A 24,879-nucleotide genomic window follows, 5' to 3' on the forward strand; every position below is an offset into this window, starting at 1 on the left:
GATGCCCGGCAGGGCAGAGGGGGGTGCGGAGCGCAAGCGTCGCCTCTTGGCCAACGGCTTCACTCGTTCCACTTCACCTTGGTGAGATCATTGGCCTGGATCGGCGCGTTTTCCCACAGGCCCTGCAGCTTGGCGTCCCAGACGCCGACCTTGGGCAGTTCGTAGAGGAAGCCGACCACGGCGTCGTCGGCCAAGATCTTCTGTGCCTGCCCCAGCAATTCCTTGCGCTTGGCTTCATCGGAGGTGACGTCCAGATCGGCGATCACCTTGTCGAAGGCCGGATTGTCGTAGTTGAAGTAATAATCCTTACGCGCATAGATACCGATGTCGTTGGGCTCGGTATGGGAGACGATGGTCAGGTCGTAGTCCTTCTTGGTGAACACCTGGTCCAGCCACTGCGCCCATTCAACCGGGATGATCTCGAGGTTGATGCCGACGTCACGGAGCTGCGAGGCGATGATCTCGCCGCCGAGCCTGGCATAGGTGGGCGGCGGAAGCTTCAGCGTCGCCTTGAAACCGTTCTCCAGGCCTGCTTCCTTCAAGAGTTCCTTGGCCTTGGCGACATCGTGCGGATAGCGGCCGGTGAGGTCGACGTAGTCCTTGTTGGCCGGCGACATATGCGAGCCGATCGGCAGGCCGAGGCCGGCCGAGGCACCGTCGATGATCGCCTTGCGATCGAGCGCGTAGGAGATCGCCTGCCTGACCTGCAATTTGTCGAAGGGCGGCTTCTTGTTGTTGATCGACAGGATGGTTTCGCCTTCGGTCGAACCGATCACCACCTTGAAACGCGGATCGTCCTTGACCTGCGCGAGACTGTCGGGATCGAAGAATGGGAACGCCTGGATATCGCCGGAAAGCAATGCCGGTACGCTAGCGGCGGCATCGGGCACGATGCGGAACTCGACCTTGTCGAGGTAAGCCGGCGTGCCCCAATAGCTGTCGGATTTCACCAGTTTGATCGAGGATCCCTTGGCCCAGCTCTGGAATTTGAACGGGCCGGTCCCGACCGGCTTTTCCTTGTTGGCGTCAGCGGATTTCGGCGAGACGATGACAGCATCGCCCCAGCCCATATTGTAGAGGAAGGATCCCTGCGGGTTCTTCAACGTCACCTTGACCGTTGCCGGGTCGACCACGTCGACCGTATCGATGGCTGCGAACAGGGCTTTTTGCGCATTGACCGAATTGTCGGCGCGGGCGCGGTCGAGCGAGAATTTCACGTCGTCGGCGCTGAAGCCGGCGCCGTCGTGGAATTTCACGCCGGGGTGCAGCTTGAAAGTGTAGGTCTTGCCGTCGTCGGAGATGGTCCAGCTTTCGGCCAGGTCCGGCAGCACTTCGCCGTTTGGCCCGATGCGGGTCAAGCCTTCGAACACATTGGCGTAGAGAACCTCGTCGATTGCGGCGGCGGCGCCGGCGGTCGGATCGAGATGCGGCGGTTCGAGCGGGATGCCGATGACCAGATCGGTTCGCGCCGCCAGCGCGGGAGCGCCGGCGATCAGCGCCAGGACGGCGGCTGCCAGGATGGTTTTCCACAATTTCATCGTGCTACTCCCCGTGTGGTCAAACATGCGCTCAAACCGGGCGAATAGAAGCGTGATTTCGCACGGGAGTAAATTGCGTTTCGTGCCGCGCGGCGGCGTAGCCGGGAATGTTTTTCTCCGGACGGCCGCGTCGACCGTTGGCTCTTGCCCGTGCGGCGCTATCGGGCGCCGCGCAGCAGCACGTTGAGCCCGAACGCCATCACCTTGGCCGATTCCACCATATCCGAGATGCCGACCCATTCGTCAGGCCGGTGGGCGAGATCGAGAATGCCCGGGCCATAGGCGATGCAATCATAGACATGGCCGATGCGGGCAATGTGCTTCTGGTCGTAGGTGCCCGGTGAAATGACGTAGTCGGGCTCGCGATCGAAGATCGCGTGGACGCCCTGCGCGATTGCCTTGACGACCGGAGCGTCGCGTTCGGTCATCAGCGGCAGCACCTCCATCAGGTCACGGATCTCGTAGTCGAACTTTTGCCGATCGCGCTTCAGCCGCTCGAGAATGCCGATCACCTCGCCCTTGACCGTGGCGAGATCCTCTTCGAGCAGGAAGCGGCGGTCGATGGTCAGCCGGCAGGAATCGGGCACGTTGGGCGAGGGCAGGCCGGGCCGGAAATCCTCGGTCTGGCCGCCATGGATGGAGTTGATGTTCATGGTCGAACGCTTCGCCCCTTCGGGCACGACCGGCATGCGCGTCATCTTGCGGTCGAGCGCGGGGAACAATTCGTCCTCGAAGGCCTGCAGCACGGCGCCCATATGGCGCACCGCATTGTCGCCGAGAAACGGCATCGAGCCATGCGCGATCTCGCCCTTGGTCTCGATCTCGGCCCACCAGACGCCGCGATGGCCAAGGCAGATGCGGTCCTTGTTCAGCGGTTCGGGAATGATGACGTGGTCGACCCTGGGTTTCGAGAAATAGCCGAGCCTCGCCAGATGCGCGACACCGCCGAAGCCGCCGGATTCCTCGTCGACCGTGCCTGATATCTCGATAGCACCGGGAAAATCGGGAAATACCTCCATGAAGGCTTCGGCCGCGATGATCGAGGAAGCCAGGCCGCCCTTCATGTCGCAGGCGCCGCGGCCGTAGACCTTGCCGTCCCTGACGATGCCGGCGAAGGGATCGACGGTCCAGCCGTCGCCGGCCTCGACGACATCGATATGCGAGTTGAAGTGGACGCAGGCGCCGGGCGAGCGGCCCTCGAAGCGTGCGACGACATTGACGCGCGGGTAGCGGTCGGTGTCGCCGGGCGTGCCTTCGGCGCGGATGAACTCGGTTTCGAAGCCGCTCTTCTTGAGCCGCGCGCCAAGAAATTCGGCGCATGGCCGGTACGCTTCGCCGGGGGGGTTGATGGTGGGAAAGCGGATCAACTCGGCGGTCAGCGCGACGAGATCGTCACGCCGGTCATCGATCGCTTGGAAGAGTCGCTCGTTCATGGCCCGAGTTGAGCAGCGATCGGCGTCGTTTTGCAAGTCCGCTGGCAATTGGGCCGTTGCGGCGTGTCGTTACGGCAACTCTTGCGGGAATTCGTTCAAATTCGCTGCTTTGGATTGGCGAATTGGTCAATGGTATATGTTATGCCGTTCACCTGCCATTAAAGAGATGAAAAACGACGTGAAGGCAGGCAAGGGGCAATCAAAGGGGGTTGATCGCATGAAAAAGACAGTTCTCATGGCAGCAGCACTTATCACGATGCTGTTGGGTGCTTCGGTGCAGAGCTGGGCAGCCAGCCTCATTGCAAACATAGACGTGTCGTCGCAGACGATGACGGTCAGGTACGGCCAGGAGGTCTACCGGTGGAGCGTGTCCACGGCTCGGTCCGGCTACTTCACGCCACGCGGCACCTACCGGCCGCAGCGAACGGCCCGGATGTGGTATTCGCGCAAATACGACATGTCGCCGATGCCTTATTCCGTGTTCTTCCACGGCGGCTATGCCATCCACGGAACGGGCGCGGTGAGGCAGCTCGGCCGACCGGCGTCGCATGGCTGCGTGCGGCTGCATACGGCCAATGCGGCGGCTTTCTACTCGATGGTGCGAGAAGTCGGCTTCGGCAACACGCGCATCGTCGTGAGGAACTGACTGCTAAGCCGGCTTGTGGCGGAGGCGCATCGGACGGATTCAGGCTAGGCGCTTCGGGTCTTTGCCTTGCGTCGCTTGCGGCTGATGTCCCATCTCTTGTGGAACCACATCCACTGGCCGGGATCCTCGCGCACCCAGCGCTCGACCACGTCGTTGAGAAGCTGGGTGGTGGCGCGCACGTCGACACTGCCATCGGCGGTGCGGGGCAATGTCAGCTTCTCTTCAATCTCGAGCCTGAAGCGGTTGCCCGGCAGCCTGACGCAGCGCGCCGGGTAGACGTCGCAATCATAATGACGGGCAAGTGTGCCGAGCACGCGATTGCTCTGGCAGGGGCGGCCGAAGAATGTCGTTTCCAGGCCGCCCGTGAACTTCTGGTCGACGAGGACCCCGATATTGCCGCCGTTTTCCAATACCGAGGCGAGCGCGAACGAAGCGCCCGCCATCGAGGGCAGCAACGATCCCATGGTCGCGCGGCGCGTCGAGAGGATGTAGTCGGCCAGGTACGGATTGTTGGGCGGGCGAAACAGCGCGGTGATATTCATGCCGAAAGTAGCCGCCGCCACCGGCAGCAATTCAAAATTGCCGAGATGTCCGGTGAAGACGATGTGCGGCTTCTTTTCGGCCGCGATCTCGACGAAATGGTCTACTCCCCTGACCTCGACACGGCCGGGACTGGTGGCGGCTGGATCGTAGTCGAACAAGGCGTCGAGAAAGATGTATTCGGCGGCGAGACGCGCCATGTTGCCCCACATGTCGGAGGCGATGGCCTGGATCTCGGCTTCGCTCTTGTGCGGATAGGCCTTGCGCAGATTCTCGACGGCCACATTATGGCGTCCGACCCATGGACCGATGCGGCGGGCGACGCGGTCGGCGAAATTCAGCGCGCTGTCGGGGGGCAGCAGGCGCAGCACCGAGATGATGATCATCGCAATGCGCGCGACCAGCCAGTGCTCGAACCGGCGCAATTGCCGGCCGTAGCGGAACATCAGGTCGCGGCGAAGCTTCTTCAACACAGAAGTCAGGGCCTAGACGACGCGTAGGATGATCTTGCCAAAGACGTCGCGGCCTTCCATGCGCTTCAGCGCGGCGTCGATGTCGTCGAAGCCGACTTCGGTATCGATGACGGGTGCGACCTGTCCCGCCGCCATCTTCTGCATGGCGTCAGCCATGTTCTCCATGCGGCAGCCGAAGGAGCCGAGCAGCTTCAACTGCTGCTGGAAGAGCTGCATCAGATTGACCTGCGCCGACACGCCGGACGTCGAGCCGCAGGTGACGAGCCGGCCACCGCGCTTCAGGCACAGCATCGAGCCGGCAAAAGTGTCGGCGCCGACATGTTCGAAGACGACGTCGACGCCCTTCTTCTTGGTCAGCTTGCGCACGACGCCCTCGAACCGGTCGTCACGGTAGTTGATGACATGATCGGCGCCGAGCGCCTTGGCCTTGTCTATCTTGTCGTTCGAGCCGACCGTGGTGATGACCGTGCAGCCCATCCGCTTCGCCAGCTGGATGGCGGCCGAGCCGATGCCGGATCCGCCGGCATGGACTAGGATCGTCTCGCCGGGCTCGAGCCTGGCATTGTCGAACAGCATGTGTTCGACGGTGCCGAAAGTGACGGGGGCGACAGCCGCGCCGATCTCGCTCACGCCTGGAGGGACGGGGACCAGCAGGCGCGCCGGCAGGTTGATCTTCTCCTGCGCGAAGCCGTCGAGGTGGAAGCCATGAACGCCCGAGACGTGTTCGCAAAGATTGTCGCGGCCTTCGCGGCAGGCACGGCAAAGGCCGCAGGTGCGCGCGCCGTAGATCGAGACCAACTGTCCCGGTAGCAGGCCGGAAACGCCGGGACCGACGGTCTCGACCTCGCCGGAGGCTTCCGCGCCGACGACCAGCGGCAGCTTGCGCTTGGCGAAAGCCATGCCGCGCCAGCCCCAGACGTCAATGTGGTTCAGCGCCACTGCCTTGATGCGCAGCGTCACCTCGCCGAGCGCGGGCGGCGGCGGGGGCGGCAGGTCCACCGTTTCAAGACGGCGGTCCTCGATAAGTTGCAGTGCGCGCATGGAGCCTGTCGGTTCTGTTCTAGCGGAAGTGGCTCGCTTAGACCGGTTCCCGCGCCATGACAAGGCAAGTGTTCTGGCCGCCAAAGCCGAAGGAGTTCGAAAGCACGGTGCCAACCTGCGCATTGCGCTTCTTGTTGGGCACGACATCGAGCACGATCGCCGGATCGGGATTGTCGTAGTTGATGGTCGGCGGAATGACGCCTTCGCGCATGGTCATGAGAGAAAACGCCGCTTCCACCGCGCCGGCGGCGGACAGCGTATGGCCGATCATGGACTTGTTGGACGAGATCGGCATCGAGCCGATCCGCTCGCCGAACACCGTCGACAGCGACAGGTGCTCCATCTTGTCATTTTCCGGCGTCGAGGTGCCATGCGCGTTGACATAGTTGATCTCGTCCTCGCCCAGGCCGGCATCGGCGAGGGCGGCGCGCACCGCCGCGATGGCCGGCGAACCATCCGGCTTGGAGCGGGTGCGGTGGAAATCGTCCGCCTTTTCGCCGCAGCCGCGCAGAATGCCCAGAACGCTTGCTCCACGGGCGAGCGCTGCCTCCAGCGATTCCAGCACCAGAGCGCCGGAACCTTCGGCCAGCACGAAGCCGTCGCGGTCCTTGGAGAAGGGCTTGGAAGCCTTTTCCGGGATGTCGTTGTGGGTCGAAAGCGCCGACAGCAGCGAAAAACGGATCAGCGCCTCGGCGGTCGCCGAGCCGTCCGCGCCGATCGACAGCGCCCGGTCGCATTCGCCTCTGCGGATTGCCTCGACCCCAAGCTGGATGGCCGTGGCGCCGGAGGCGCAAGCGGTCGACAGCGTGATCGGCAGGCCGCGCGTGCCGAAACGGTCGGCGAGCCGGTCGGCGATCGACCCGAACTGCGTGGTCTCGAAAGTATCGAGCTCCTTCAGGCCGCGCGCCACCCGAAGCAGCCTTTCGGCACCGGCGTCGTGCTTGTCGGAATTATAGAGCGCGAACCGCTCATGCCAGTCGAGTTCGACCGGCGGCGAGGCCAGAAACAGCGGTCCGCCGAAGTCGCTGGAATTGAGGCCGGCTTCGGCAACGGCTTCCTGCGCGGCCGTCTCCGCCAGTTCGTATGTGAGGGGGCTGGCGCCCTTCGAGCTCGACGCAAGGAAATCGACCATGCCGGAAATGCGGGTGTTGAGGTGGTCGACAGGGAAGCGGGTGATCGGGTGGATGCCCGATCTGCCCGAGGTCAGCGCCGTCCAGTTGTCTGATTTGCCGGCTCCAAGGGAAGTAACCACGCCGATGCCTGTGACGGCAACGATCGGCCTGCCCATGTGATCTCTGAGATTGGCCATCCGGAAGCCCTAACCTTTGTCGTTGTATGTGGCTGGCCGCTCTATGCGGCGTTGACCAGCGCCATGCCCTCGAATTGGTGGTAGCCGATCGCCGTTGCAAGGACGCTTCTTGGAATGCCTTCGAACGGTTTCTCGGCAGCGGCATCGAAAACGGGATAAGCGGCCTTGCGGTCGACGGCGAGCGCCGCCAGCGCCACGGCGAAGGGAAACTGCGCTTCCTTCATGTGGCCGGTCAGCGTCGCGAAGCCGCGCACCGCGATCGCGGGATTGCTGTCGAACGCCGACTTCTCGGCGGCGGTAGCCGCGTGAGCGCCTGAGGCGCCAGACAGGGAAAGCAAGCCGCCATTCGGCACGGCGGTCTTCTTGAGCAGCGCGGCGATCTCGGAATCGAGCTCGCCCTGCCGCCGCCTGGCACGGCCGGAGACGACCGGGCCGAGCTCGGCATAGATCTTGCGCCCCCGGCTTGCCGCGTGTTCGCGCTGCTCCAGCACCAGGAAAGCGCCGCCGGATCCCGACACCACGCCGCCACCTTCGGCGCCTTGCCGCTGCCAGACGGGCTTCCAGGCGCCGCGATGCAGGTAGCCGGCAAGCTCATAGCCGAGCAACATATCGGAATGTTCGGTCTGGAAAGCGCCGCCCACCAGTATATGCGTCGACTGGCCGGAACGAATGCGCGCGGCAGCCGTCTCGACGGCGGCTACGCCGGCGCCTTCCTCGCCCATGAAGGTCCTGGACGATCCCGTCACCTTGTGGACGATGGAGATGTTGCCGGCGAGCAGATTGGAAAGCTGTGCCAGGAACAGGGTGGGGCGCAGTTCGGTGGTGAGCTTCTCGTTGAGCAGCACGTCACGGTCGTTGCGGCTTTCTGAGGCGGCCAGGATGGCGGCATCGACCGCTTCGTCGCGCTCGCCGCCGCCGGCGGCCACGACCATGTCCATGGTCGTGCAGAGCTCGTCATTGCCCTTGATGCCGGCATCGTCCAGCGCAAGACCCGCGGCATAGGTGCCGAGCCTTTGCCAGGTTTCCATCTGGCGCTGGTCGCCGCGCTTGGCGATCTGCAGGTTCCAGTCGATCTCCGGCAGCGGATGGACGGTGTAGGGCGCGAAACGCTCGGCTTCGAGCACCGGCTTCTGACCCGGCTGAGTGAGCTTGCGCCAGTGTTCATCGGGGCCTTCTCCCAACGAGGAGACAAGGCCAATGCCGGTGATGACGACGTCGCGGGGGCTCATGGATGATCGGGTACGGATCAGGCGGTCTTGGCGGCGACCAGTGCGTCGATCTTGGCGCACAGGTTCTTCATGACAAAGTAATCGTCCGTCGAGGCCTTGCCGTCATTGACTTCCTGGGTCCATTTTTCCAGCGGCACCTTGATGCCGAATTCCTTGTCGATGGCGAAGACGATGTCGAGGAAATCGAGGCTGTCGATGCCGAGATCGTCGATCGTGTGGCTCTCGGGCGTGATGGTGTCGATATCGATCTCGCTGGTGTCGGCAATGATCTTGGCGACTTTGTCGAACGTGGTGGACAAGGGCTTTTCCTTCGGTTGCGGGCGGAATCTGTCCGCATCTTGTTTGGGCGCTGTCTAATCGGTTTTTCCCGGCAGGAAAAGGCCTGATACGCCGGGCGCAGATGGGTAGCGTGCCCAAGAAACGCAAGACGGGCCGCCGGTCAACCCGGCGGCCCCTCCATGGCTGGCGACCGCGGATGATGTTGGCCTCATTGTCGCGGCCCTAGCGCGGCATCTTTTTTGGGTGGTATTTTGGCAACATTACCTCTGTCGCAAGTCCTCATCGACGCGCGGCTGCTCGCGGATGCGCCGGTCGGCCCCGATTTAGAACGTAACCCGGCCGAGCACACGCAGACCGTCGCCCTGCGGCTCGACGACAACGGCTTCGCCCTCGCGCGGCGAGACGCCGGTCAACGCAGCGATATTTTCCAGATGAGTGACCATGACCAGGTTGTCAGAGCCGGAATAGGCGCGGATTTCCTTCATGATCGCGGCGATCTGGGCCGCCTTTTGCGCCGCGTCGCCCTTCAGCAGGTCGAGCGGCGCGAAAGGCTCCGGCTCGGTCTCGAAGGCGATGCGCGCGGTGTCGAGGCAGCGGCAATAGCGGCTGGACAGCACGCGCTCGATCGGCGCGGCGCGGGCGGCAAGCAAGGCGCCGATCTTGCTCGACTGCTGCTTGCCGCGTGCGGACAGATTGACCTGGGTGGCGCAGCTGTCGATATCAAAATTGGCGGGATCGGTGGTGCCGGTGACCATGGCATGGCGCAAAAGCACGACATGGCCGCCATCGCGCAGCAGCGCCCAGCCGGCATCCGTCGCATGCGCTGCAGCCGGAACGCCAAACAGGAACAACGCCAAGGCAAATCGGATCATCGTAATCCTTCCAGAAGCCGGGTACCGGCCATCCGCATATAGGGATCGGAAAGCAGGTACAAAGACAAGCGAAAGGCCTGCGGTCTCCGCGGTCTCACTTCTCCTTCGTCATCCGCTGCTTCACCAGATCGGTCTTCCGGTCGTGAGCGGGATGGGAAAAGTCCAGCCGCCTTCGGCGATGCCCCGCTTGGCAGAACAAATTCGGGGTCGAAGAAATTCGGGCGCGATTGCACCGCGACCTTGGCTCGCCTATCCCTGGAAAAATGTCTCCGCTTACCGAAACCGTCCTTTTCGTCTTCAGCCTCGTGGCGCTCGGCTACCTCGCCGGGTTCACCGGTTATATGAAGCCGGCGAGCGGCGAGGGGATATCCGATTTTGCGGTCAGCGTTGCGATGCCGCTGCTGTTGTTCCAGACGATGGTGAATGCCGATTTCCACGGGGTGGCACCGTGGTCGCTATGGGGGGCCTATTTCGCGGCGGTGGCAATCACCTGGGCCGCCGGCCATGTCGTTACCACGCGGATATTCGGACGCGACGCACGCGCGGGTGTCGTCGGCGGGGTGTCGTCGGCCTATTCCAATGTTGTCCTGCTCGGCGCGCCGTTCATTCTCGGCATATTCGGGCGGGATGGATTCGAGGTGCTGTCGCTCCTGGTTTCCGTGCATCTGCCTGTCATGATGATGGCTTCGATCGTGCTGTTCGAGATGTTCGGCCGCGGCGGCGGCGAGCATGTGCACCCCGTGCGCGTCGTCCGCAATTTCCTGAGGCGGCTGTTCATCAATCCGCTAATCATCGGCATTCTTTTGGGTCTCGCATGGCGCTTCAGCGGCATCCCGCTGCCCGAACTGGTCATGCGGCTGGTGGACGCGCTGGCCGGCACCGCCGGGCCGGTGGCGCTGTTCGCCATGGGGCTCAGCCTGCGCCGCTTCGGCATATCAGGCAATGTCCGCCCGGCGCTGGCGCTATCGACGCTGAAGCTGTTCCTGATGCCGGCGCTGGTTCTGATCTTCGTCTGGTTGCTCGGCCTGCCGCCCTTGACCGCCAAGGTAGCGGTCGTGGTGGCGGCGCTGCCATCCGGCATCAATTCCTATCTCATTGCCGTGCAGTTCAACACCGGCCAGGCGCTGGCTTCGAACCAGATGACCATCGCGACCGCGAGCGCGGTCGTCACCACGGCTTGCTGGCTCGCGGTGAGCGTGCACGTCTTCGGCTGACATGAATAAAACCGGGGTCTGAGCCGCTCGCGTGAATCCGGTTTGACGCGATGTCTCAGCGGTGAAATCAAACCTCGGCTCTCGCCTTGCACTGGCATAACCCCTATATGCCATCTTGCGATTGCTTGCGGGGCTTTCCCTAGGATAAGAGCAATGGCCCCAGCGCCGATGCGCTAATCGAAGACATCCAGATAGCGGCCCGTCAGTGCGCCGAACGGAGGCTAGACCATGCTTCAGAAAACCAGCCATTTCATGCGCCAGGCCAATCTCATCAACGGCGAATGGGTGCAGGCCGACAGCGGCCAGACGGTCGACGTCACCAATCCGGCAACCGGCCTCAAGATCGGCACCGTGCCCAAGGCAGGCAAGATCGAGACCCGCCGCGCCATCGAAGCCGCCGACGAAGCTTTCAAGACCTGGCGCAAGACCACCGCGCTCGAGCGCTCGAAGCTGCTGCGCAAGCTGCACGATGCCATGATGGACAATCAGGACGTTCTGGCGGAGCTCCTGACCATTGAACAGGGCAAGTCGCTGTTCGAATCGAAGGGCGAGATCGGCTCGGCCGCCTCCTACATCCTGTGGTTCGCCGAGGAGGGCCGCCGCACCTATGGTGATGTCGTGCCGTCGCCGTGGGCGGACCGCCGCATCCTGGTGACCAAGGAACCGGTCGGCGTCATCGCCGCCATCACGCCGTGGAATTTCCCGTCCTCGATGCTGGCCCGCAAGCTCGGCCCGGCACTCGCCGCGGGTTGCACCGCCGTGGTCAAGCCCGCCTCGCAGACGCCTTACTCCGGTCTCGCCTGGGGCGCGCTGGCCGAGGAAGTCGGCTTCCCCAAGGGCGTAATCAACATCCTGACCGGTGCGGCCGGCGAAATCGGCGATGAGATCTGCGCCAATCCGCTGGTCAAGAAGATCACTTTTACCGGCTCGACCGAGGTCGGCAAGATCCTGATCCAGAAGTCGTCCGTCACCGTGAAGAAGGTGTCGATGGAGCTCGGCGGCAATGCGCCGTTCATCGTCTTCGACGACGCCGACATCGACCGCGCCGTCGCCGGTGCGATCACGGCCAAGTACCGCAATTCGGGCCAGACCTGCGTCTGTACGAACCGCTTCCTTGTCCAGGCCGGCGTCTATGACCGGTTCGTCGAGAAGCTGGCTGCCGCCAGCGACAAGCTGAAGGTCGGCTCCGGCCTGGAGGAGGGCGTGCAGCAGGGGCCGCTGATCGACGAGAAGGCGGTCGAGAAGGTCGAGGAACTGATCGCCGATGCGACTTCGAAGGGCGGCAAGGTCGTCGCTGGCGGCAAGCGCCATGCGCTCGGCGGCTCGTTCTTCCAGCCGACCGTCATCGCCGATGCGACGCCCAAGATGCGCTTCATGAAGGAAGAGATATTCGGGCCGGTGGCGCCCGTCTTCAGGTTCGAGACCGAGGAAGAAGCGATTGCGCTTGCCAATGACACCGAATTCGGCCTCGCCTGCTATTTCTACACCGGCGATCTCGGCCGCGCCTTCCGCGTCATGGAAGGGCTGAAATATGGCATGGTCGGCGTCAATGAAGGCCTGATCACCACGCCGGAAGCACCGTTCGGCGGCGTCAAGGAGTCCGGGCTCGGCAAGGAAGGCGGACATCAGGGTATCGAGGATTACCTCGACACCAAATATGTCTGCATCGGCGGCCTCGGCCTCTGATAGACTGTCGCCGGGACAGGCAGGCCTATGATCTGCCTGCCCCGGCTACGAAACGGGCCGTCTGGATCAACTGACGTTTGCGGGCATGGCAATGAAGGACGGCGAGGTTTTCGGCACCACCCAGGCGGGCGACCCGATTCGCCGCTTCACCATCAGAGGCGGCGGACTTAGCGCCAATATCCTTGGGCTCGGCGCGATCATCCAGGACCTGCGCCTGGCCGGCCACGATGCGCCTCTCGTGCTCGGCTATGATAATCTATCATCCTATGAAACCGACACGGCTTTCTTCGGCGCGGTCGTCGGCCGCTATGCCAACCGCATCCGCGACGGCCGTTTCACCATCGCCGGCAAGCGCTACCAGACCGAGCGCAATTTTCTCGACAAGCACACGCTGCATGGAGGCTCGCAAGGCTTTTTCCATCGGCCGTGGACGGTTTCGCTGCACGGGCGGGACTTCGTCACGCTGACGCTGCACGATCCCGACGGCACGATGGGCTTTCCCGGCGCACTCGACGTCACCTGCACCTACCGGCTGAAGATCCCCGGCACGCTCAGCGTCGAGATATCAGCCACATGCGAGGAGCCGACGCTGTGCAATCTCACGCAGCATTCCTACTTCAATCTCGATGATGGCGGGACGGGCGACATCCTCGATCACCGGATGATGCTCAATGCCGGCGCCTATCTGCCGGTGGATGGCGAGATGATTCCAACGGGCACGGTGAAGCCTGTCGACGGCACGCCTTTCGATTTCCGCCAGGCACGGCCGCTGCGCATGGAGATCGAGGGCGAGCAGCTTGCCTATGACCAGAACTTCTGCCTCGCTTCGGCGCGCGGGCCGCTCAAGCAGGCGGCGTGGGTGCAAGGCGCGAGCTCCGGCGTCGAGATGGAACTGTGGACCACGGAGCCCGGCGTCCAGCTCTATACCGGCCAGTATGTGACGCCGCGCACGGGGCTGGAAGGGCGAAACCACAAAGCTTTCTGCGGTTTCTGCCTGGAGCCGCAAATATGGCCGGACGCGCCGAACCGGCCGTATTTCCCGCAGGCGACGCTGTGGCCGGGTGCGATCTACCATCACGTGACGGAATATCGGTTCCGGCTGCCCTGACCCTCAATCCGTTTCGAATGCCGCACGCAACGTCTCGAATGGCGCCAATGCGCCGCGAACCTGCACCACGCTGGCCGCGACACGGTGCGCGCGCTTTGTAGCCTCCGCAGGGGTGTGTCCGGCGAGACGCGCGGCGAGATAGCCGCCGTTGAAGGAATCGCCCGCGCCCGTGGTGTCGACGGGCGTGGCCACATGGATCGCCTGAACGTCCCGCAGCGTCCCGTTCTCGACGATCAGCGCCGGCTGTTCCCCGTTCTTGACCACGACTTCGCCGACCAGTTGCCCGAGCCGCCCAGCCGTTGCCTGTGGCGCTTCATCGCCGAACAGCATCTGCTCGTCCGGGAAAGTCGGCAATGCGATGTCGGTGACGGCGAGCGCCTCCAGGATCGCGGCTTGCGCCTCCTCGCGATCGCGCCACAGCCGTGGCCGGTAGTTGGGATCGAAGGCGATCAGCGACCCCGCGGATCGCGCCTCGGCCACGGCCGATAGCAACGTGGCGCGCGCAGCGGAGTCCAGAATTCCCAAAGTGATTCCGGAAAAGTAGACAAGCGCCTGCTTTTCAAGGCTTTTTGCCAACGCAGCCGGATTGGAGGCAAGCTGCCTGGCAGCCGCATCGCCGCGCCAATAGGTGAAGGAGCGTTCCGCGCCGGTCAGCGTGATGGCATAGAGGCCGGGCCGCGCCCCCGGGATAACAGGGCTTTCGCCAATGCCGATGCCATTGTCCGCGAAGAAGCCGATCTGGTCTTGCGAGAAAGGATCGTCTCCGAAAGCCGAGACGTAGGTCGCTGGCCTTCCACTCAGCGCATGCAGGGCCCACAGCGTGTTGAACGTATCGCCGGCAAATCCCATGCGCCAGTTCGAACCCGTTTGGCCCGAAAGCTCGATCATGCATTCGCCGATCGAGGCGACACCTTTGCCGATCATGATCCATCCCCTGTTACGATGCTGCTGTAGCTTTTTGGAGAGTAGAGCGCCATGCTTGGCAAGGGCGGTTTTTTCCGTCACCTGCGATTCCAACAGGTTTGGCGGGATGCGATCGGTGCGGCAAAACGTTATCCCCTGAAGAGGAACCGGCTTGGCTTCGATATGGCGTTATCTTTTGGCGGGTCTTGGTCTGGCAGCCTTGCTGGCTGGCATCCTGGCAGTGGTCTATCTGACCGCACCGCGAACCGCGCAGGTTGCCGGCCCGGATATCTCCCGAACCAAAAAGACCGAGAACGGATTGTTCATGGCGAGCTTCGCGCCGGAACGCGGCGTCGTCCGTCAAGGCGAACTGGAAGCCTGGCTGTTGACGTTGAAGACGATAGCCGGGACGCCGGTGGAAGGGGCCGCGATCGCGGTATCGGGAGGCATGCCGCAGCACCGCCACGGCCTGCCGACCAGCCCGCAAGCGACGGACTATCTCGGCGACGGGCGCTATCGCATCGAAGGCGTGAAATTCACCATGAGCGGCTGGTGGCAGCTGCATTTTGCCATCTCCGCGACGGCTGGGTCGGATACGGTCGTCTTCAACGTCGTGCTGTGAGCCGCAGATGAGGCGTCTTGCGCGCTTTTTCGTCTTGATGGCGATGGCCGTCCTTGCCGGCTGCGGCAAGCCGGACTTTTCCGATGCCGAGAAGAAGACCATCGCCTCGCTGGCGCTGTCGAGGCTGCCGGCCCTGAAACCCGACACCACCAACCGGTTCGCCGATGTCCCGGCCGCCGCTGCCCTTGGCTCGACGCTGTTCTTCGACGCCAGCATGAGCCGCGACGGCACGGTGTCCTGCTCGACCTGCCACAAGATCGACCGGCAGTTTCAGGACGGCTTGCCGCAGGCGGTTGGCGTCGGCCGCACGAACCGGCGTACCATGCCGCTCGCCGGCATCGCGCGCGATCCCTGGTTTTTCTGGGACGGACGGCGCGACAGCCTGTGGGCGCAGGCGCTCACGCCGCTGGAGAACCCGCTGGAGCAGGCGGGAAACCGTGCCGCCTATGCGCATTACATCAAGGCGCGCTTCGGCGACCGCTATGAGCGCATCTTCGGCCCGCTGCCCGATCTGTCCGACATACCAGCCAATGCCAGTCCGCTCGGCAGCGATGCCGAGAAGGCTGCATGGAGCGCCATGAGCGACCAGCAGCGTGACGCGATAAACCGGGTGTTCGCCAACATCGGCAAGGCAATCGCTGCCTTCGAACGCTCGATCGAGCCGCCGCAGACCCGCTTCGACCGGTTCGCGCTGGACCTGGCGACCGGCGCCGAGCCGAAAGGCGACGCCGCCTTCTCCCGGGAGGAAATCCTCGGCCTGAAACTGTTCATCGGCAAGGCCAATTGCGTGACCTGCCACAATGGGCCGCGCTTCACCGACAATGGGTTCCACAACACCGGCGTGCCGCCGGTCAAGGGCCTGCCGCCGGATCGCGGCCGCGTCGATGCGGTAGGCCAAGTTCAGGCCGACCCGTTCAACTGTTTCGGCGCCTACCGTGATGGCGACGTCGACGCCTGCGGCGAATTGCGGTTCATGGTCAAGGATACGCCGGAATTGGTGCGCGCCTACAAGACGCCTTCGCTGCGCGGCGCGGCGACGCGGCCGCCCTACATGCACGCCGGTCAGTTTGCGTCGCTCGACGAAGTGGTGGCGCACTACGCGAAGGCAGCCCCCAGCGTTGAGGGTACATCCGAAATTCATCCGCTTGAGCTGTCGGACCGCGAGCGCGCGGCGCTGGTGGCGTTTTTGAAGACCTTGGCGGAGTGAACTATCGATCCTTCACAGTCTCCATCGCCACGAAGGTCGAGGTCTGGGCGACATGGGGCAGGGCGGAGATGCGCTCGCCCAGCACGCGGCGATAGGCGGCGATGTCGCGGGTGCGGACCTTCAGCAGATAATCGAAGCTCGACGCCATCATGTGGCACTGTTCGATCTCCGGAACGGCTTGGACAGAGCGGTTGAAAGCGTCCAGCGCGGCGGACCGGGTGTCGGACAGTTTCACCTGGACGAAGGCGACATGGCCTTCGCCCATGCGCTCGCGGTCGATAATCGCCTGGTAGCCCCTGATGTAGCCTTCCTTCTCCAGCCGCTTCACCCGCGCCTGCACCGGCGTCTTGGACAGGCCGACCTTGGCGGCGAGCTCCGACATGGAAAGCCTGCCGGCGCTTGCCAGCGCCGACAGGATGTTCCTGTCGATGCGGTCCAATTGGTCTTCCCTCATCGAAAATGCAGCCTTCTTCGGGTAGTTTGCGGCGATATGATAGATCGATCGAACTGCAATGTCGATTTCTTCAGACCGCCTGAAAATCGGGACTTGTGCTAGCTTGCGCCATTCGGTCCGGTGACCGCCGGCCCGCTCCCTTGTGCTTGCCCGTAGGACCCGCCATGCCAGCGCTCGACGCCATCCGCCAGCAAATCCGCGCCAACTATCTGCCCGACGAGGATCAGGCCGTGAAGCGGCTGGCCGAGGCGAGCGGCCTCTCGGCGGAGGACCGCCGGGCGATCTCTGCTCGTGCCGCCGATCTGGTGCGGGCGGTGCGCGGCTCGTCCGATCCGCGGCTGATGGAGGTTTTCCTGTCCGCCTATGGCCTCTCCACCAAGGAAGGCGTGGCGCTGATGTGCCTGGCCGAGGCGCTGCTGCGCGTGCCCGATACCGAGACGATGGACGACCTGATCGCCGACAAGATCGCGCCGCACGACTGGTCGGCGCATTCGGGCGGCTCGAGCTCCATCTTCGTCAATGCCTCGACCTGGGCGCTGATGCTGACCGGCCGCGTGCTCGATGAAGGCGAGGGCGGCATCGAAGGCACGCTGCGCGCCATGGTTCGCCGGCTGGGCGAGCCCGTCATCCGCAAGGCGGTGGCGGCGGCGATGCGCGAGATGGGCGAGCAGTTCGTGCTCGGCCGCACCATCGCCGAAGCGGTGAAGCGCGGCCGGCCGATGACGCAGAAGGGTTATCTCTATTCCTTCGACATGCTGGGAGAGGCGGCCCGCACCGAGGCCGATGCGCTGCGTTACCACAAGGCCTACGCCGATGCCATCTCGTCACTCGATGCCGGTTCAAACGGGCCTGATATCCGCCACAACCACGGCATCTCGGTGAAGCTCTCGGCGCTGCATCCGCGCTACGAGGAAGCGCAGAAGGAAGAGATGCTGCCTGTCATGGCCGAGCGGCTCCTTTCGCTGGCGCTCGCGGCGCGCCATTCGCGCATGGGCCTCAATATCGATGCCGAGGAGGCCGATCGCCTCGACCTCTCGCTCGACGTCATCCAGCGCGTGCTTGCCGAGCCGGAGCTTGCAGGCTGGAACGGCTTTGGCGTCGTCGTCCAGGCCTATGGTCCGCGCGCTGCCTTCGTCATCGACTGGCTCTATGCGCTTGCCACGAAATACGATCGCACCATCATGGTGCGGCTGGTGAAGGGTGCCTATTGGGATACCGAGATCAAGCGGGCGCAGACGCTGGGGCTCGCCGGCTACCCCGTCTTCACCCGCAAGGTCAACACCGACGTTTCTTATCTCGCTTGCGCGAGAAAGCTTTTGTCGATGACCGATCGCATCTATCCGCAATTTGCCACCCACAATGCCCACACTGTCGCCGCCATCCTGTCGATGACGAAGAACCGTGAGAGCTTCGAGTTCCAGCGCCTGCACGGGATGGGCGAAGCGTTGCACGAGACGGTGCGTAAGGCCGAAGGCACGCGCTGCCGCATCTACGCGCCTGTCGGCGCGCATTCCGACCTGCTCGCCTATCTGGTGCGCCGGCTGCTGGAGAACGGCGCCAATTCATCTTTCGTCCACCAACTTACCGACGAGGATGTCGAGCCCGAAGACATCGCGCGCGACCCGCTAGAAGCGGTCGAGAGCCAAGGCCCCGCCGCCAATCCCGCGATCCCCCGGCCTGCCGTCATCTTCGGTGCAAGCCGCCGCAACTCGAAAGGGTTCGACATCACCGATCCGGTGACGTTGGCAGCGATCGACAAGGAGAGGACAGCCTTCGCGGGCCCTAACCGCTGGCACGCCAAGCCGATCACGCGCGCGGCCGGCTATGGCGAGCAACGCCCGGTCGTCAATCCGGCCAGGCCTTCGGAAGTGGTGGGCATGGTCAGCGAAGCCACCGCCAAGCAGGCGGCAACCGCCGTGCGCATCGCCGTCGAAGCGCAGCCAGCCTGGGCAAAGCGTCCGGTTGCCGAGCGCGCGGCCATCCTCAATCGCGCCGCCGATCTCTACGAGGCCAATGCCGTCGAATTCTTCGCGCTGGCCACCCGCGAGGCCGGCAAATCGCTGGCCGACGGCGTCGCCGAAGTGCGCGAAGCGGTGGATTTCCTGCGCTATTACGCGGCCGAGGCGAGCAATGCCGAAGCGGGCACCGAGGCGCGCGGCGTCATTGTCTGCATCTCGCCGTGGAATTTCCCCCTCGCCATCTTCACGGGCCAGATCGCCGCAGCGCTCGTCACCGGCAATTCGGTAATTGCAAAGCCCGCCGAACAGACGCCGCTGATCGCTTTCCGAGCCGTCGAAATGCTGCGCGAGGCCGGCGTGCCGGAAGACGTCATCCAGCTTCTGCCGGGCGATGGCCCCTCGGTCGGCGGACCGCTGACTTCAGATCCGCGCATTGCCGGCGTCTGCTTCACCGGCTCCACCGACGTCGCCAAGCTGATCGAGAAGCAACTGGCCGAGACAGCCGCGCCCGACGCCATGCTGATCGCCGAGACGGGCGGCCTGAACGCCATGATCGTCGATTCCACCGCGCTGCCCGAGCAGGCGGTGCGCGATATCCTCGCCTCCGCCTTCCAGAGTGCGGGCCAGCGCTGTTCGGCGCTGCGCGTCCTCTATGTGCAGAAGGATGTCGAGAAGAAGATGCTGGAGATGCTGAAGGGCGCCATGGAGGCGCTCAAGGTCGGCGATCCCTGGGCTATCTCGACGGATGTCGGTCCCGTCATCGACGACGAGGCGCAGGGTTCGATCCGCGATTACTGCACGACGATGGGTTTGCAGGGACGGCTGATCGCCAAGCTCGAAGCACCCAGGGATGGCCGCTTCGTCGCGCCGCATGTGTTTCGGGTCAAGGGTATCGAGGAGATGGAGCGCGAAGTGTTCGGGCCGGTGCTCCATGTCGCCAGTTTCGACGCCGATGAGATCGATGCGGTGATCGCCGCCATCAACCGCAAGGGCTACGGCCTGACGTTCGGTCTGCACACCCGCATCGAGGGTCGCGTCCAGCATTTCGTCGACTGGATCCATGCCGGCAACATCTATGTCAACCGCAACCAGATCGGCGCGGTCGTCGGCTCGCAGCCGTTCGGCGGCGAGGGGCTGTCCGGCACCGGACCCAAAGCCGGCGGACCGCATTATCTCCGGCGCTTTCGCAAGGGACCGGAGGCAGGCACGCCTGTTGGCGACGGCCACAAGGTGACGGCGACCGAACTCGCCGACAATCTGTCCGATCCCGCGCTTGGCGGCTGGTCGACGCGGCCGGACCGCATCGCCATCCTGCGCAAGCACCTGCGAGGCAAAGGTGCCGCGGCGATCGGTGCCGCCGCCGCAATCGATTTCGGCCAGGTCGACCTGCCCGGGCCGACCGGCGAGGCCAATACACTGTCATTGGCGCCGCGCGGCCGGGTGCTGTGCTTGGGACCGGACGGCGACACGCTGCTTGCGCAGACGATCCAGGCGCTCGCCGCCGGCAACGCGGTGCTGGCGGTGGCGCCAGGCGCGCCGGCGGCGCTTTCGGCGCTGACCGGCAAGGGCCTGCCGCTGGCGGCGATCGACGGCCGCCCCGATCCGGTTGAGGCGCGTTCGTTACGCGTCGACGTCGTCGCCTTCTCGGGGACGCCGGAGGCGGCGCGCATCGTGCGCAAGGTGATCGCCGAACGCTCAGGGCCGATCGTGCCGCTGGTCAGCGAAGTGCTCAACCCCGCGGCCTATGCGCATGAGCGGGCCGTCTGCGTCGACACGACCGCGGCGGGCGGCAATGCCAGCCTGCTTGCTGCCGCTTGAGGACGCCTTTCCGGCGGGCGAGGTCGTTTCAGGCGCCCTCGACGACCGAAAAACCCTCGAACTGGGGATGGCCGAGATAGTGGACCTTCGTCGTGCCGACATTCCTGTGGGCCGCGCGAAAATTCTCCGACTTGGTCCAGGCGACGAAATCGTCGTGGCTTGCCCAGACCGTGTGTGAGGCAAACAGCGTATAGCCTTCGGTCTCGTTGACTGGGCCGCGCAGCAGATGGAACTCCCGGAAGCCCTTCATTTCCGCAAGGCTGGAATCACGGTTTTTCCACACGGCCTCGAAATCGGCTTCCGAGCCGTTCTGCACCTTGAAGCGGTTCATGGCGATGTACATGGAGTTCCTTTCGATTTCCTGGACTTAGACGGGTGGTGCCGCAGGATGCCACGTGCGGCCCCACGCCGTGCTCAGACCCCGAAGGCGATGCCGGTCTTGGCATCTGTCTTGAGTTTTCGCATGCAGGTGTTCGGCTCGACGCCGGTGCCGACGCATTCGGTCGCGCTGTTGATCAGCACGCGGCTGACCTTGGCGCAGTTGGTGCCAGCGAGATCGAAGCGCGTCACCTTGGTCTTGCCGGCCGGCAGGTCCTTGAAGTCGAGCACGGTCAGGCGGTCGACGACGCCGGCGTCGTTGAACAGCGCGATCTCGAACGCCGCCCTGGAAAGGTCGGCGCCGAGATTGTTGGTGACCACGAAGGTCAGGCGGCAGCCCTTTTCAGACGGTTGCGCGCCATTGAGTTCGAGGGAGAGAGCAGGCGCCGGCGCGGACTCTTGTGCCCACGCCGGAACCGCTGCGAGCGACATCGCCAGCGCCGAGGTCAGCAGACGAAGGGATGCCGTCAAGTTCGTCATCATCATCCTCCAAATCGCATCGTTGCCGCCAGCTTCAGCGTTATGCCCGGTTCATAGACCGCGACCGTGGTGCTGCCGTTCAACGGATTGGCGTATTTGACATCGAACAGATTGTCGGCGCGGAAATCAACCTTCAGATTGTCGGTCGCCTGGTAGCTGGCGAAAGCGTTGACCAGCGTATAGTCCTTGGCGATCGGGTTACCCTTGGGCTTGCCATTGTACTGCACCTCGCCGCCGACAGTGAGTTTGTCCTCGAGGAAGCGCAGGCCGAGCTGCACGGTGACCTGCGCGGACGGTATCGTGGCAAGGTCCGCCCGATCGCCTTCGTAGGATATGGTGTGACCATTGATGATGGAGGCGGAAAGTCCGGCGTAGCCCCATGCTGCATCATAAACGCCTTCCATCTCGAAGCCGTTGATCTTTGCCTTGGCGAAGTTCTGGTACTGGAAGCAGATCGGAATGCCCGGCCCGAAGGGGCACCCACTGGTCGGATCGAAGGCCGACAGCGTAACGCCGTCAATATAATCGTCGACGTCGTTGTTGAAATAGGCCGCCTTCAGCCGAAACGCGTCGCCGGACTCGAGAACGTCGTTCTGCTTGTAATTGACACCGAATTCGACGGTCTTGCCGGTTTCGGGCTTTAAATTGGGATTGGGCAGGAACGGGAAGCTGACGCCCGCCGGATGGTTGCCGCTGATCAGGGTTTCGGTCAGCGAAGGCGACCGGTAGCCCTCCGCGTAGGTGCCGTAGAATTGCAGGCCGGCAAGGCCGGCGCTTTCGAAAGGCGAGACGCCGACGGTGACGCGCGGCGACAGGCGGTCGCCCGACGTTTCGTGCGTGTCGTCCTCGAGGCTGTAATTGTCATAGCGCAGCCCGGCAATGACTTCGAGCCAATCCCAGCTGAGCTTGTCCTGGACGTAGGCGCCAGAAACGTTGCGCTTGCCGGAAGGCGTGTAGAAGCTGTCGCCGCCTGCCGTGCCGCCAGTCTCGACGTCGTCATTCACCCAGTCGCCGCCATAGGTCAGTTCATGCGCGAGGCCGCCTGTCTCGAATCGCGACGTGTTCCAGATGTCGATGGCGGCTGTGCCGACATCGAAGGTCGACGTCGAACCTGCCGGCAACATCACGGGAAGGCCGGTGACGGGATCGAAGCGGCGCTGCGGAACAAGGCCGGTCAGGTCGAGATTGGTCTTGTTGTAGGAGGTGTTGACGTGGAGGTCGAGCCAGCTCCTGTCTTCGTCCGTGACATTGTAGCGAGCCGTGAAGGTGTTCGATTTCAGGTCGACGTCATTGACCGGCATGCCGCCGCTGATCTCGTTCCAGCCGTCGCTCGAACCGACCCAGCCGAGCTTCAGTTCGCTATTGTCGCTCGGGCGGATCGTGGTCTTTAGCAATCCGCTCAGCACGTCGAAGCCGGTGCCCTTGACGGTGTCGCCGTCGCCATCCTTGTAGTCGTCATAATTGCGGTAGACGATATTGCCCAGCGCATCCAAATTGTCGTTAAAGCGATAGGCGCCGGATGCGCTGGTGGTCCAGCCCTTGCCGTTGCTCTCGTAGCGTCCGGTGACGGAACCAGCCCATGTCTCGTCCGGCTTGAGGATGTCCTGGGCGTCCTTGGTGTCGAAGAAGACCACGCCGCCTATCGCGCCCGAACCATAGGTGTTGGCGACCGGACCACGGATGACGTCGACGGATTTGATAAGCTCGGGGTCGACGTAGAAGGTCGATTGGGTGCCATGGTCGGAACGCTGGAAGTTCTGCCGCGCGCCGTCGACGATGATCGCGACGCGGCCGAAATCCTGCAGGCCGCGGATATTGACGCTGGTGCTGACGCGCCTGGCATCGGCCTGCGCCGCGACGCCGGGCACGCCGAACAGCATTTCGTTCGGCGTCGTCGCCATGCGGCGATCGAGCTGTTCCTGGTCGATATGGCTGGCCGAGGCCAGCGATTGGATGGCCGTTTCTCCGGTGCGGCTAATGACCAGAACCTTGTCGAGCAGTGTTGCGCCCGCTGGCGCCGGCTTTTCCTGCTCAGCCTGCTTCGATTGATCGGCCTGCTCTCCCGCCGCCTGTGCTGATTGCTGAGCGTTGGCAGGTGGCACGAACAAGGCAATCGCCGCCACGCCCGCCAGCAAAGCCGCTGCACCGTTCGGCCCCGACCAGCCGCGCCGTTCCCAAATCGCTAACCCCATGTGCCCCAACTCCAAAGTTTCCAGGTTCGATGCGGGCTGGCCTGGGGCTGGCTGGCATTTGTGATCGTATTCGCGTCTTAAATCTTGACTAATTTAATCCGGTATTGCACTGACTAGTAAACATGATTATTCAAGTCAAGAATGAATCGGATTACGCAAAACGCCTAGCCAGACGCCCGGCACAGGAAAGGGACCGATCCACATGAACACGCACAATCCCAACGACTTCCGCTATCGCATCCGCCGTTCCGACGATGCCTCCGCCCGCTTCGACGGCGTTCCGCTGGCGGTGCGGACGCTGTCGAGCAACACGCTGTTCCAAGGTGAGCACGAGATCGGCATCGAGCATCACGGCGCGCTCTACCGGCTCAAGATCACCCGTCAGGGCAAGCTCATCCTCAACAAGTAAGCGCAAGGCAGCAGGACAATGGACCAGCGCGTAAAACCCACCCCGCACGAAATCCGGCGGGCGCGGACGGATAATCCGAAAACGCGCGAGCGCGATCTGGCCGCACAGCTTGGCATTTCGGAGGCTGAGTTGGTGGCCGCGCATTGCGGCGACGGTGTCGTTCGCGTCGAGCCACGCGTCAACGATCTTCTGACCGGCCTCGAAGCCGTCGGCGAGGTGATGGCGCTCACCCGCAACGAAAGCGCCGTGCATGAAAAGATCGGCGCCTACGACAAGGTCGTCACCGGCAATCACAATGCCATGGTGCTGGGCGAGAACATCGACCTGCGCATTTTCCCGAAAATATGGGCGCACGGCTTTGCCGTGGAAAAACGCGACGGCGACGACATCCGCCGCAGCCTGCAATTCTTCGACGCGGCGGGCGAGGCGGTGCACAAGGTGCATCTGCGGCCGGGGTCAAACCTCTATGCCTATCAGAAAACTGGTCGCTTCGCTGGAATCGCCGAACCAGGAGCCACTGGTCGCCATTTCGGGGCCAGCCGCCGAGAACGAAGGCGAGGCGGTGACAACGACCGCGAATCTCGACGATCTGCGCGATCGCTGGAGCCGGCTGACCGACGTGCATCAGTTCTTCGGCATGCTGAAGACGTTGAAGCTCAGCCGCCGCCAGGCAGTGCGCATGGTGGGCCAGGACTATGCATGGCTGCTCGACAATGATGCGGTGAGAGCCATGTTCAATCGTGCCGCCGAGGGCGAGATGCCGATCATGTGCTTTGTGGGAAACCGTGGCTGTATCCAAATCCATTCCGGTCCGGTCAAGTCGGTCAAGCCAATGGGGCCGTGGATCAATGTGCTGGACGAGACCTTCCATCTGCACCTGCGCACCGACCACATCCATGAAGTCTGGGCCGTGCGCAAGCCGACCAAGGACGGCCATGTCACGTCGCTGGAGGTCTACGACGCCGACGGCAACATGATCATCCAGTTCTTCGGTAAGCGCCATGAAGGAGAGGGCGAGCGCGACGACTGGCGCTTCCTGGCCGAGAACCTGCCGCGCATTCCAAGCCCGACCGCAGCCTGAGGAAACAAC

At 63.7% G+C, this 24,879-nt stretch carries 21 protein-coding genes and 1 pseudogene; 9 read left to right on the plus strand and 13 right to left on the minus strand.

Going from position 1 to position 24,879, the window contains the following annotated elements:
* Positions 1-59: 59 nt before the first annotated feature.
* Both FJ490_RS12675 and FJ490_RS12680 read right to left on the minus strand, forming a co-directional pair.
* Positions 60-1,538 carry an ABC transporter substrate-binding protein gene (locus FJ490_RS12675; RefSeq protein WP_140728938.1) on the minus strand — a complete coding sequence of 493 codons (1,479 nt, stop codon included), beginning with the start codon at positions 1,536-1,538 and terminating at the stop codon, positions 60-62.
* Between the two features lie 158 nt (positions 1,539-1,696).
* Positions 1,697-2,971 (minus strand): acetylornithine deacetylase/succinyl-diaminopimelate desuccinylase family protein, encoded by a 1,275-nt coding sequence (locus FJ490_RS12680; protein WP_140728937.1) that lies wholly within the window; start codon positions 2,969-2,971, stop codon positions 1,697-1,699.
* 217 nt (positions 2,972-3,188) lie between these two features.
* Between FJ490_RS12680 and FJ490_RS12685 the strand changes: the two genes are divergently transcribed.
* Positions 3,189-3,617, plus strand: coding sequence for a L,D-transpeptidase (locus FJ490_RS12685; RefSeq protein ID WP_140728936.1), 429 nt, complete (start codon positions 3,189-3,191; stop codon positions 3,615-3,617).
* Positions 3,618-3,661: 44 nt separating this feature from the next.
* On the opposite strand, the gene FJ490_RS12690 is transcribed toward FJ490_RS12685, so the two are convergent.
* From FJ490_RS12690 to FJ490_RS12715, 6 genes are all read right to left on the minus strand, one after another.
* Positions 3,662-4,630, minus strand: coding sequence for a lipid A biosynthesis lauroyl acyltransferase (locus FJ490_RS12690; RefSeq protein ID WP_224519172.1), 969 nt, complete (start codon positions 4,628-4,630; stop codon positions 3,662-3,664).
* A gap of 12 nt (positions 4,631-4,642) precedes the next feature.
* Complete coding sequence (locus tag FJ490_RS12695; RefSeq protein ID WP_140517233.1) at positions 4,643-5,671, minus strand: zinc-binding dehydrogenase; 1,029 nt, start codon at positions 5,669-5,671, stop codon at positions 4,643-4,645.
* Between the two features lie 37 nt (positions 5,672-5,708).
* Positions 5,709-6,980: a beta-ketoacyl-ACP synthase gene (locus FJ490_RS12700; RefSeq protein WP_140728935.1), complete on the minus strand. Its 1,272-nt coding sequence runs from the start codon at positions 6,978-6,980 to the stop codon at positions 5,709-5,711.
* 41 nt (positions 6,981-7,021) lie between these two features.
* Complete coding sequence (locus FJ490_RS12705; RefSeq protein WP_140521073.1) at positions 7,022-8,209, minus strand: beta-ketoacyl-ACP synthase; 1,188 nt, start codon at positions 8,207-8,209, stop codon at positions 7,022-7,024.
* 17 nt (positions 8,210-8,226) lie between these two features.
* Positions 8,227-8,508 carry an acyl carrier protein gene (locus FJ490_RS12710; RefSeq protein ID WP_010909964.1) on the minus strand — a complete coding sequence of 94 codons (282 nt, stop codon included), beginning with the start codon at positions 8,506-8,508 and terminating at the stop codon, positions 8,227-8,229.
* A gap of 303 nt (positions 8,509-8,811) precedes the next feature.
* The gene (locus tag FJ490_RS12715; RefSeq protein ID WP_140517227.1) at positions 8,812-9,360 is read right to left on the minus strand and encodes a histidine phosphatase family protein; all 549 of its coding nucleotides are present in this window, start codon (positions 9,358-9,360) and stop codon (positions 8,812-8,814) included.
* A gap of 263 nt (positions 9,361-9,623) precedes the next feature.
* On the opposite strand from FJ490_RS12715, the gene FJ490_RS12720 reads away from it, so the two are divergent.
* The 3 genes from FJ490_RS12720 to FJ490_RS12730 all read left to right on the plus strand — a co-directional run bounded on the left by FJ490_RS12720 (position 9,624) and on the right by FJ490_RS12730 (position 13,368).
* Entirely contained in the window at positions 9,624-10,574 is a 951-nt protein-coding gene (locus tag FJ490_RS12720) for an AEC family transporter (protein ID WP_140564125.1), read from the plus strand.
* 228 nt (positions 10,575-10,802) lie between these two features.
* A complete protein-coding gene (locus tag FJ490_RS12725; protein WP_140564124.1) occupies positions 10,803-12,260 on the plus strand; it encodes an NAD-dependent succinate-semialdehyde dehydrogenase in 1,458 nt (485 codons plus the stop codon).
* 85 nt (positions 12,261-12,345) lie between these two features.
* On the plus strand, positions 12,346-13,368 hold the full coding sequence (locus FJ490_RS12730; RefSeq protein ID WP_140517222.1) for an aldose epimerase family protein: 1,023 nt from the start codon (positions 12,346-12,348) through the stop codon (positions 13,366-13,368).
* A gap of 3 nt (positions 13,369-13,371) precedes the next feature.
* On the opposite strand, the gene FJ490_RS12735 is transcribed toward FJ490_RS12730, so the two are convergent.
* Positions 13,372-14,292 (minus strand): sugar kinase, encoded by a 921-nt coding sequence (locus FJ490_RS12735; RefSeq protein ID WP_140495702.1) that lies wholly within the window; start codon positions 14,290-14,292, stop codon positions 13,372-13,374.
* Between the two features lie 151 nt (positions 14,293-14,443).
* Between FJ490_RS12735 and FJ490_RS12740 the strand changes: the two genes are divergently transcribed.
* The gene (locus tag FJ490_RS12740) at positions 14,444-14,893 is read left to right on the plus strand and encodes a FixH family protein (RefSeq protein WP_140495703.1); all 450 of its coding nucleotides are present in this window, start codon (positions 14,444-14,446) and stop codon (positions 14,891-14,893) included.
* Between the two features lie 7 nt (positions 14,894-14,900).
* The gene (locus tag FJ490_RS12745; protein ID WP_140656534.1) at positions 14,901-16,100 is read left to right on the plus strand and encodes a cytochrome c peroxidase; all 1,200 of its coding nucleotides are present in this window, start codon (positions 14,901-14,903) and stop codon (positions 16,098-16,100) included.
* Between the two features lies 1 nt (position 16,101).
* On the opposite strand, the gene FJ490_RS12750 is transcribed toward FJ490_RS12745, so the two are convergent.
* The gene (locus FJ490_RS12750; RefSeq protein ID WP_140728934.1) at positions 16,102-16,554 is read right to left on the minus strand and encodes an Lrp/AsnC ligand binding domain-containing protein; all 453 of its coding nucleotides are present in this window, start codon (positions 16,552-16,554) and stop codon (positions 16,102-16,104) included.
* Positions 16,555-16,718: 164 nt separating this feature from the next.
* Here FJ490_RS12750 and putA point away from each other — a divergent pair, with 164 nt between their 5' ends.
* Positions 16,719-20,330, plus strand: coding sequence for a bifunctional proline dehydrogenase/L-glutamate gamma-semialdehyde dehydrogenase PutA (gene putA / locus FJ490_RS12755; RefSeq protein WP_140728933.1), 3,612 nt, complete (start codon positions 16,719-16,721; stop codon positions 20,328-20,330).
* A gap of 28 nt (positions 20,331-20,358) precedes the next feature.
* On the opposite strand, the gene FJ490_RS12760 is transcribed toward putA, so the two are convergent.
* The 3 genes from FJ490_RS12760 to FJ490_RS12770 all read right to left on the minus strand — a co-directional run bounded on the left by FJ490_RS12760 (position 20,359) and on the right by FJ490_RS12770 (position 23,380).
* On the minus strand, positions 20,359-20,673 hold the full coding sequence (locus tag FJ490_RS12760; protein WP_023763446.1) for an antibiotic biosynthesis monooxygenase: 315 nt from the start codon (positions 20,671-20,673) through the stop codon (positions 20,359-20,361).
* A gap of 71 nt (positions 20,674-20,744) precedes the next feature.
* Entirely contained in the window at positions 20,745-21,188 is a 444-nt protein-coding gene (locus tag FJ490_RS12765) for a hypothetical protein (protein WP_140495707.1), read from the minus strand.
* Between the two features lie 2 nt (positions 21,189-21,190).
* Positions 21,191-23,380, minus strand: a complete 2,190-nt coding sequence (locus tag FJ490_RS12770; protein WP_140728932.1) for a TonB-dependent hemoglobin/transferrin/lactoferrin family receptor — start codon at positions 23,378-23,380, stop codon at positions 21,191-21,193.
* A 202-nt stretch (positions 23,381-23,582) separates the two neighbouring features.
* On the opposite strand from FJ490_RS12770, the gene hemP reads away from it, so the two are divergent.
* Positions 23,583-23,789: a hemin uptake protein HemP gene (hemP, locus tag FJ490_RS12775; RefSeq protein WP_140555090.1), complete on the plus strand. Its 207-nt coding sequence runs from the start codon at positions 23,583-23,585 to the stop codon at positions 23,787-23,789.
* Positions 23,790-23,807: 18 nt separating this feature from the next.
* Positions 23,808-24,870 (plus strand): annotated as a pseudogene (locus FJ490_RS12780) (hemin-degrading factor).
* Positions 24,871-24,879 lie beyond the last annotated feature (9 nt).

Source organism: Mesorhizobium sp. B2-5-11 (assembly GCF_006440835.1).
Taxonomy (GTDB): Bacteria; Pseudomonadota; Alphaproteobacteria; order Rhizobiales; family Rhizobiaceae; genus Mesorhizobium.

What these genes read in the sequence shown, in the direction of transcription:
- FJ490_RS12675 (WP_140728938.1), bottom strand. Translation starts at nt 1,538, where the DNA reads ATGAAATTGTGGAAAACCATCCTGGCAGCCGCCGTCCTGGCGCTGATC.
- FJ490_RS12680 (WP_140728937.1), bottom strand. Translation starts at nt 2,971, where the DNA reads ATGAACGAGCGACTCTTCCAAGCGATCGATGACCGGCGTGACGATCTC.
- FJ490_RS12685 (WP_140728936.1), top strand. Translation starts at nt 3,189, where the DNA reads ATGAAAAAGACAGTTCTCATGGCAGCAGCACTTATCACGATGCTGTTG.
- FJ490_RS12695 (WP_140517233.1), bottom strand. Translation starts at nt 5,671, where the DNA reads ATGCGCGCACTGCAACTTATCGAGGACCGCCGTCTTGAAACGGTGGAC.
- FJ490_RS12700 (WP_140728935.1), bottom strand. Translation starts at nt 6,980, where the DNA reads ATGGCCAATCTCAGAGATCACATGGGCAGGCCGATCGTTGCCGTCACA.
- FJ490_RS12705 (WP_140521073.1), bottom strand. Translation starts at nt 8,209, where the DNA reads ATGAGCCCCCGCGACGTCGTCATCACCGGCATTGGCCTTGTCTCCTCG.
- FJ490_RS12715 (WP_140517227.1), bottom strand. Translation starts at nt 9,360, where the DNA reads ATGATCCGATTTGCCTTGGCGTTGTTCCTGTTTGGCGTTCCGGCTGCA.
- FJ490_RS12720 (WP_140564125.1), top strand. Translation starts at nt 9,624, where the DNA reads ATGTCTCCGCTTACCGAAACCGTCCTTTTCGTCTTCAGCCTCGTGGCG.
- FJ490_RS12725 (WP_140564124.1), top strand. Translation starts at nt 10,803, where the DNA reads ATGCTTCAGAAAACCAGCCATTTCATGCGCCAGGCCAATCTCATCAAC.
- FJ490_RS12730 (WP_140517222.1), top strand. Translation starts at nt 12,346, where the DNA reads ATGGCAATGAAGGACGGCGAGGTTTTCGGCACCACCCAGGCGGGCGAC.
- FJ490_RS12735 (WP_140495702.1), bottom strand. Translation starts at nt 14,292, where the DNA reads ATGATCGGCAAAGGTGTCGCCTCGATCGGCGAATGCATGATCGAGCTT.
- FJ490_RS12745 (WP_140656534.1), top strand. Translation starts at nt 14,901, where the DNA reads ATGAGGCGTCTTGCGCGCTTTTTCGTCTTGATGGCGATGGCCGTCCTT.
- FJ490_RS12750 (WP_140728934.1), bottom strand. Translation starts at nt 16,554, where the DNA reads ATGAGGGAAGACCAATTGGACCGCATCGACAGGAACATCCTGTCGGCG.
- putA (WP_140728933.1), top strand. Translation starts at nt 16,719, where the DNA reads ATGCCAGCGCTCGACGCCATCCGCCAGCAAATCCGCGCCAACTATCTG.
- FJ490_RS12760 (WP_023763446.1), bottom strand. Translation starts at nt 20,673, where the DNA reads ATGTACATCGCCATGAACCGCTTCAAGGTGCAGAACGGCTCGGAAGCC.
- FJ490_RS12765 (WP_140495707.1), bottom strand. Translation starts at nt 21,188, where the DNA reads ATGACGAACTTGACGGCATCCCTTCGTCTGCTGACCTCGGCGCTGGCG.
- FJ490_RS12770 (WP_140728932.1), bottom strand. Translation starts at nt 23,380, where the DNA reads ATGGGGTTAGCGATTTGGGAACGGCGCGGCTGGTCGGGGCCGAACGGT.
- hemP (WP_140555090.1), top strand. Translation starts at nt 23,583, where the DNA reads ATGAACACGCACAATCCCAACGACTTCCGCTATCGCATCCGCCGTTCC.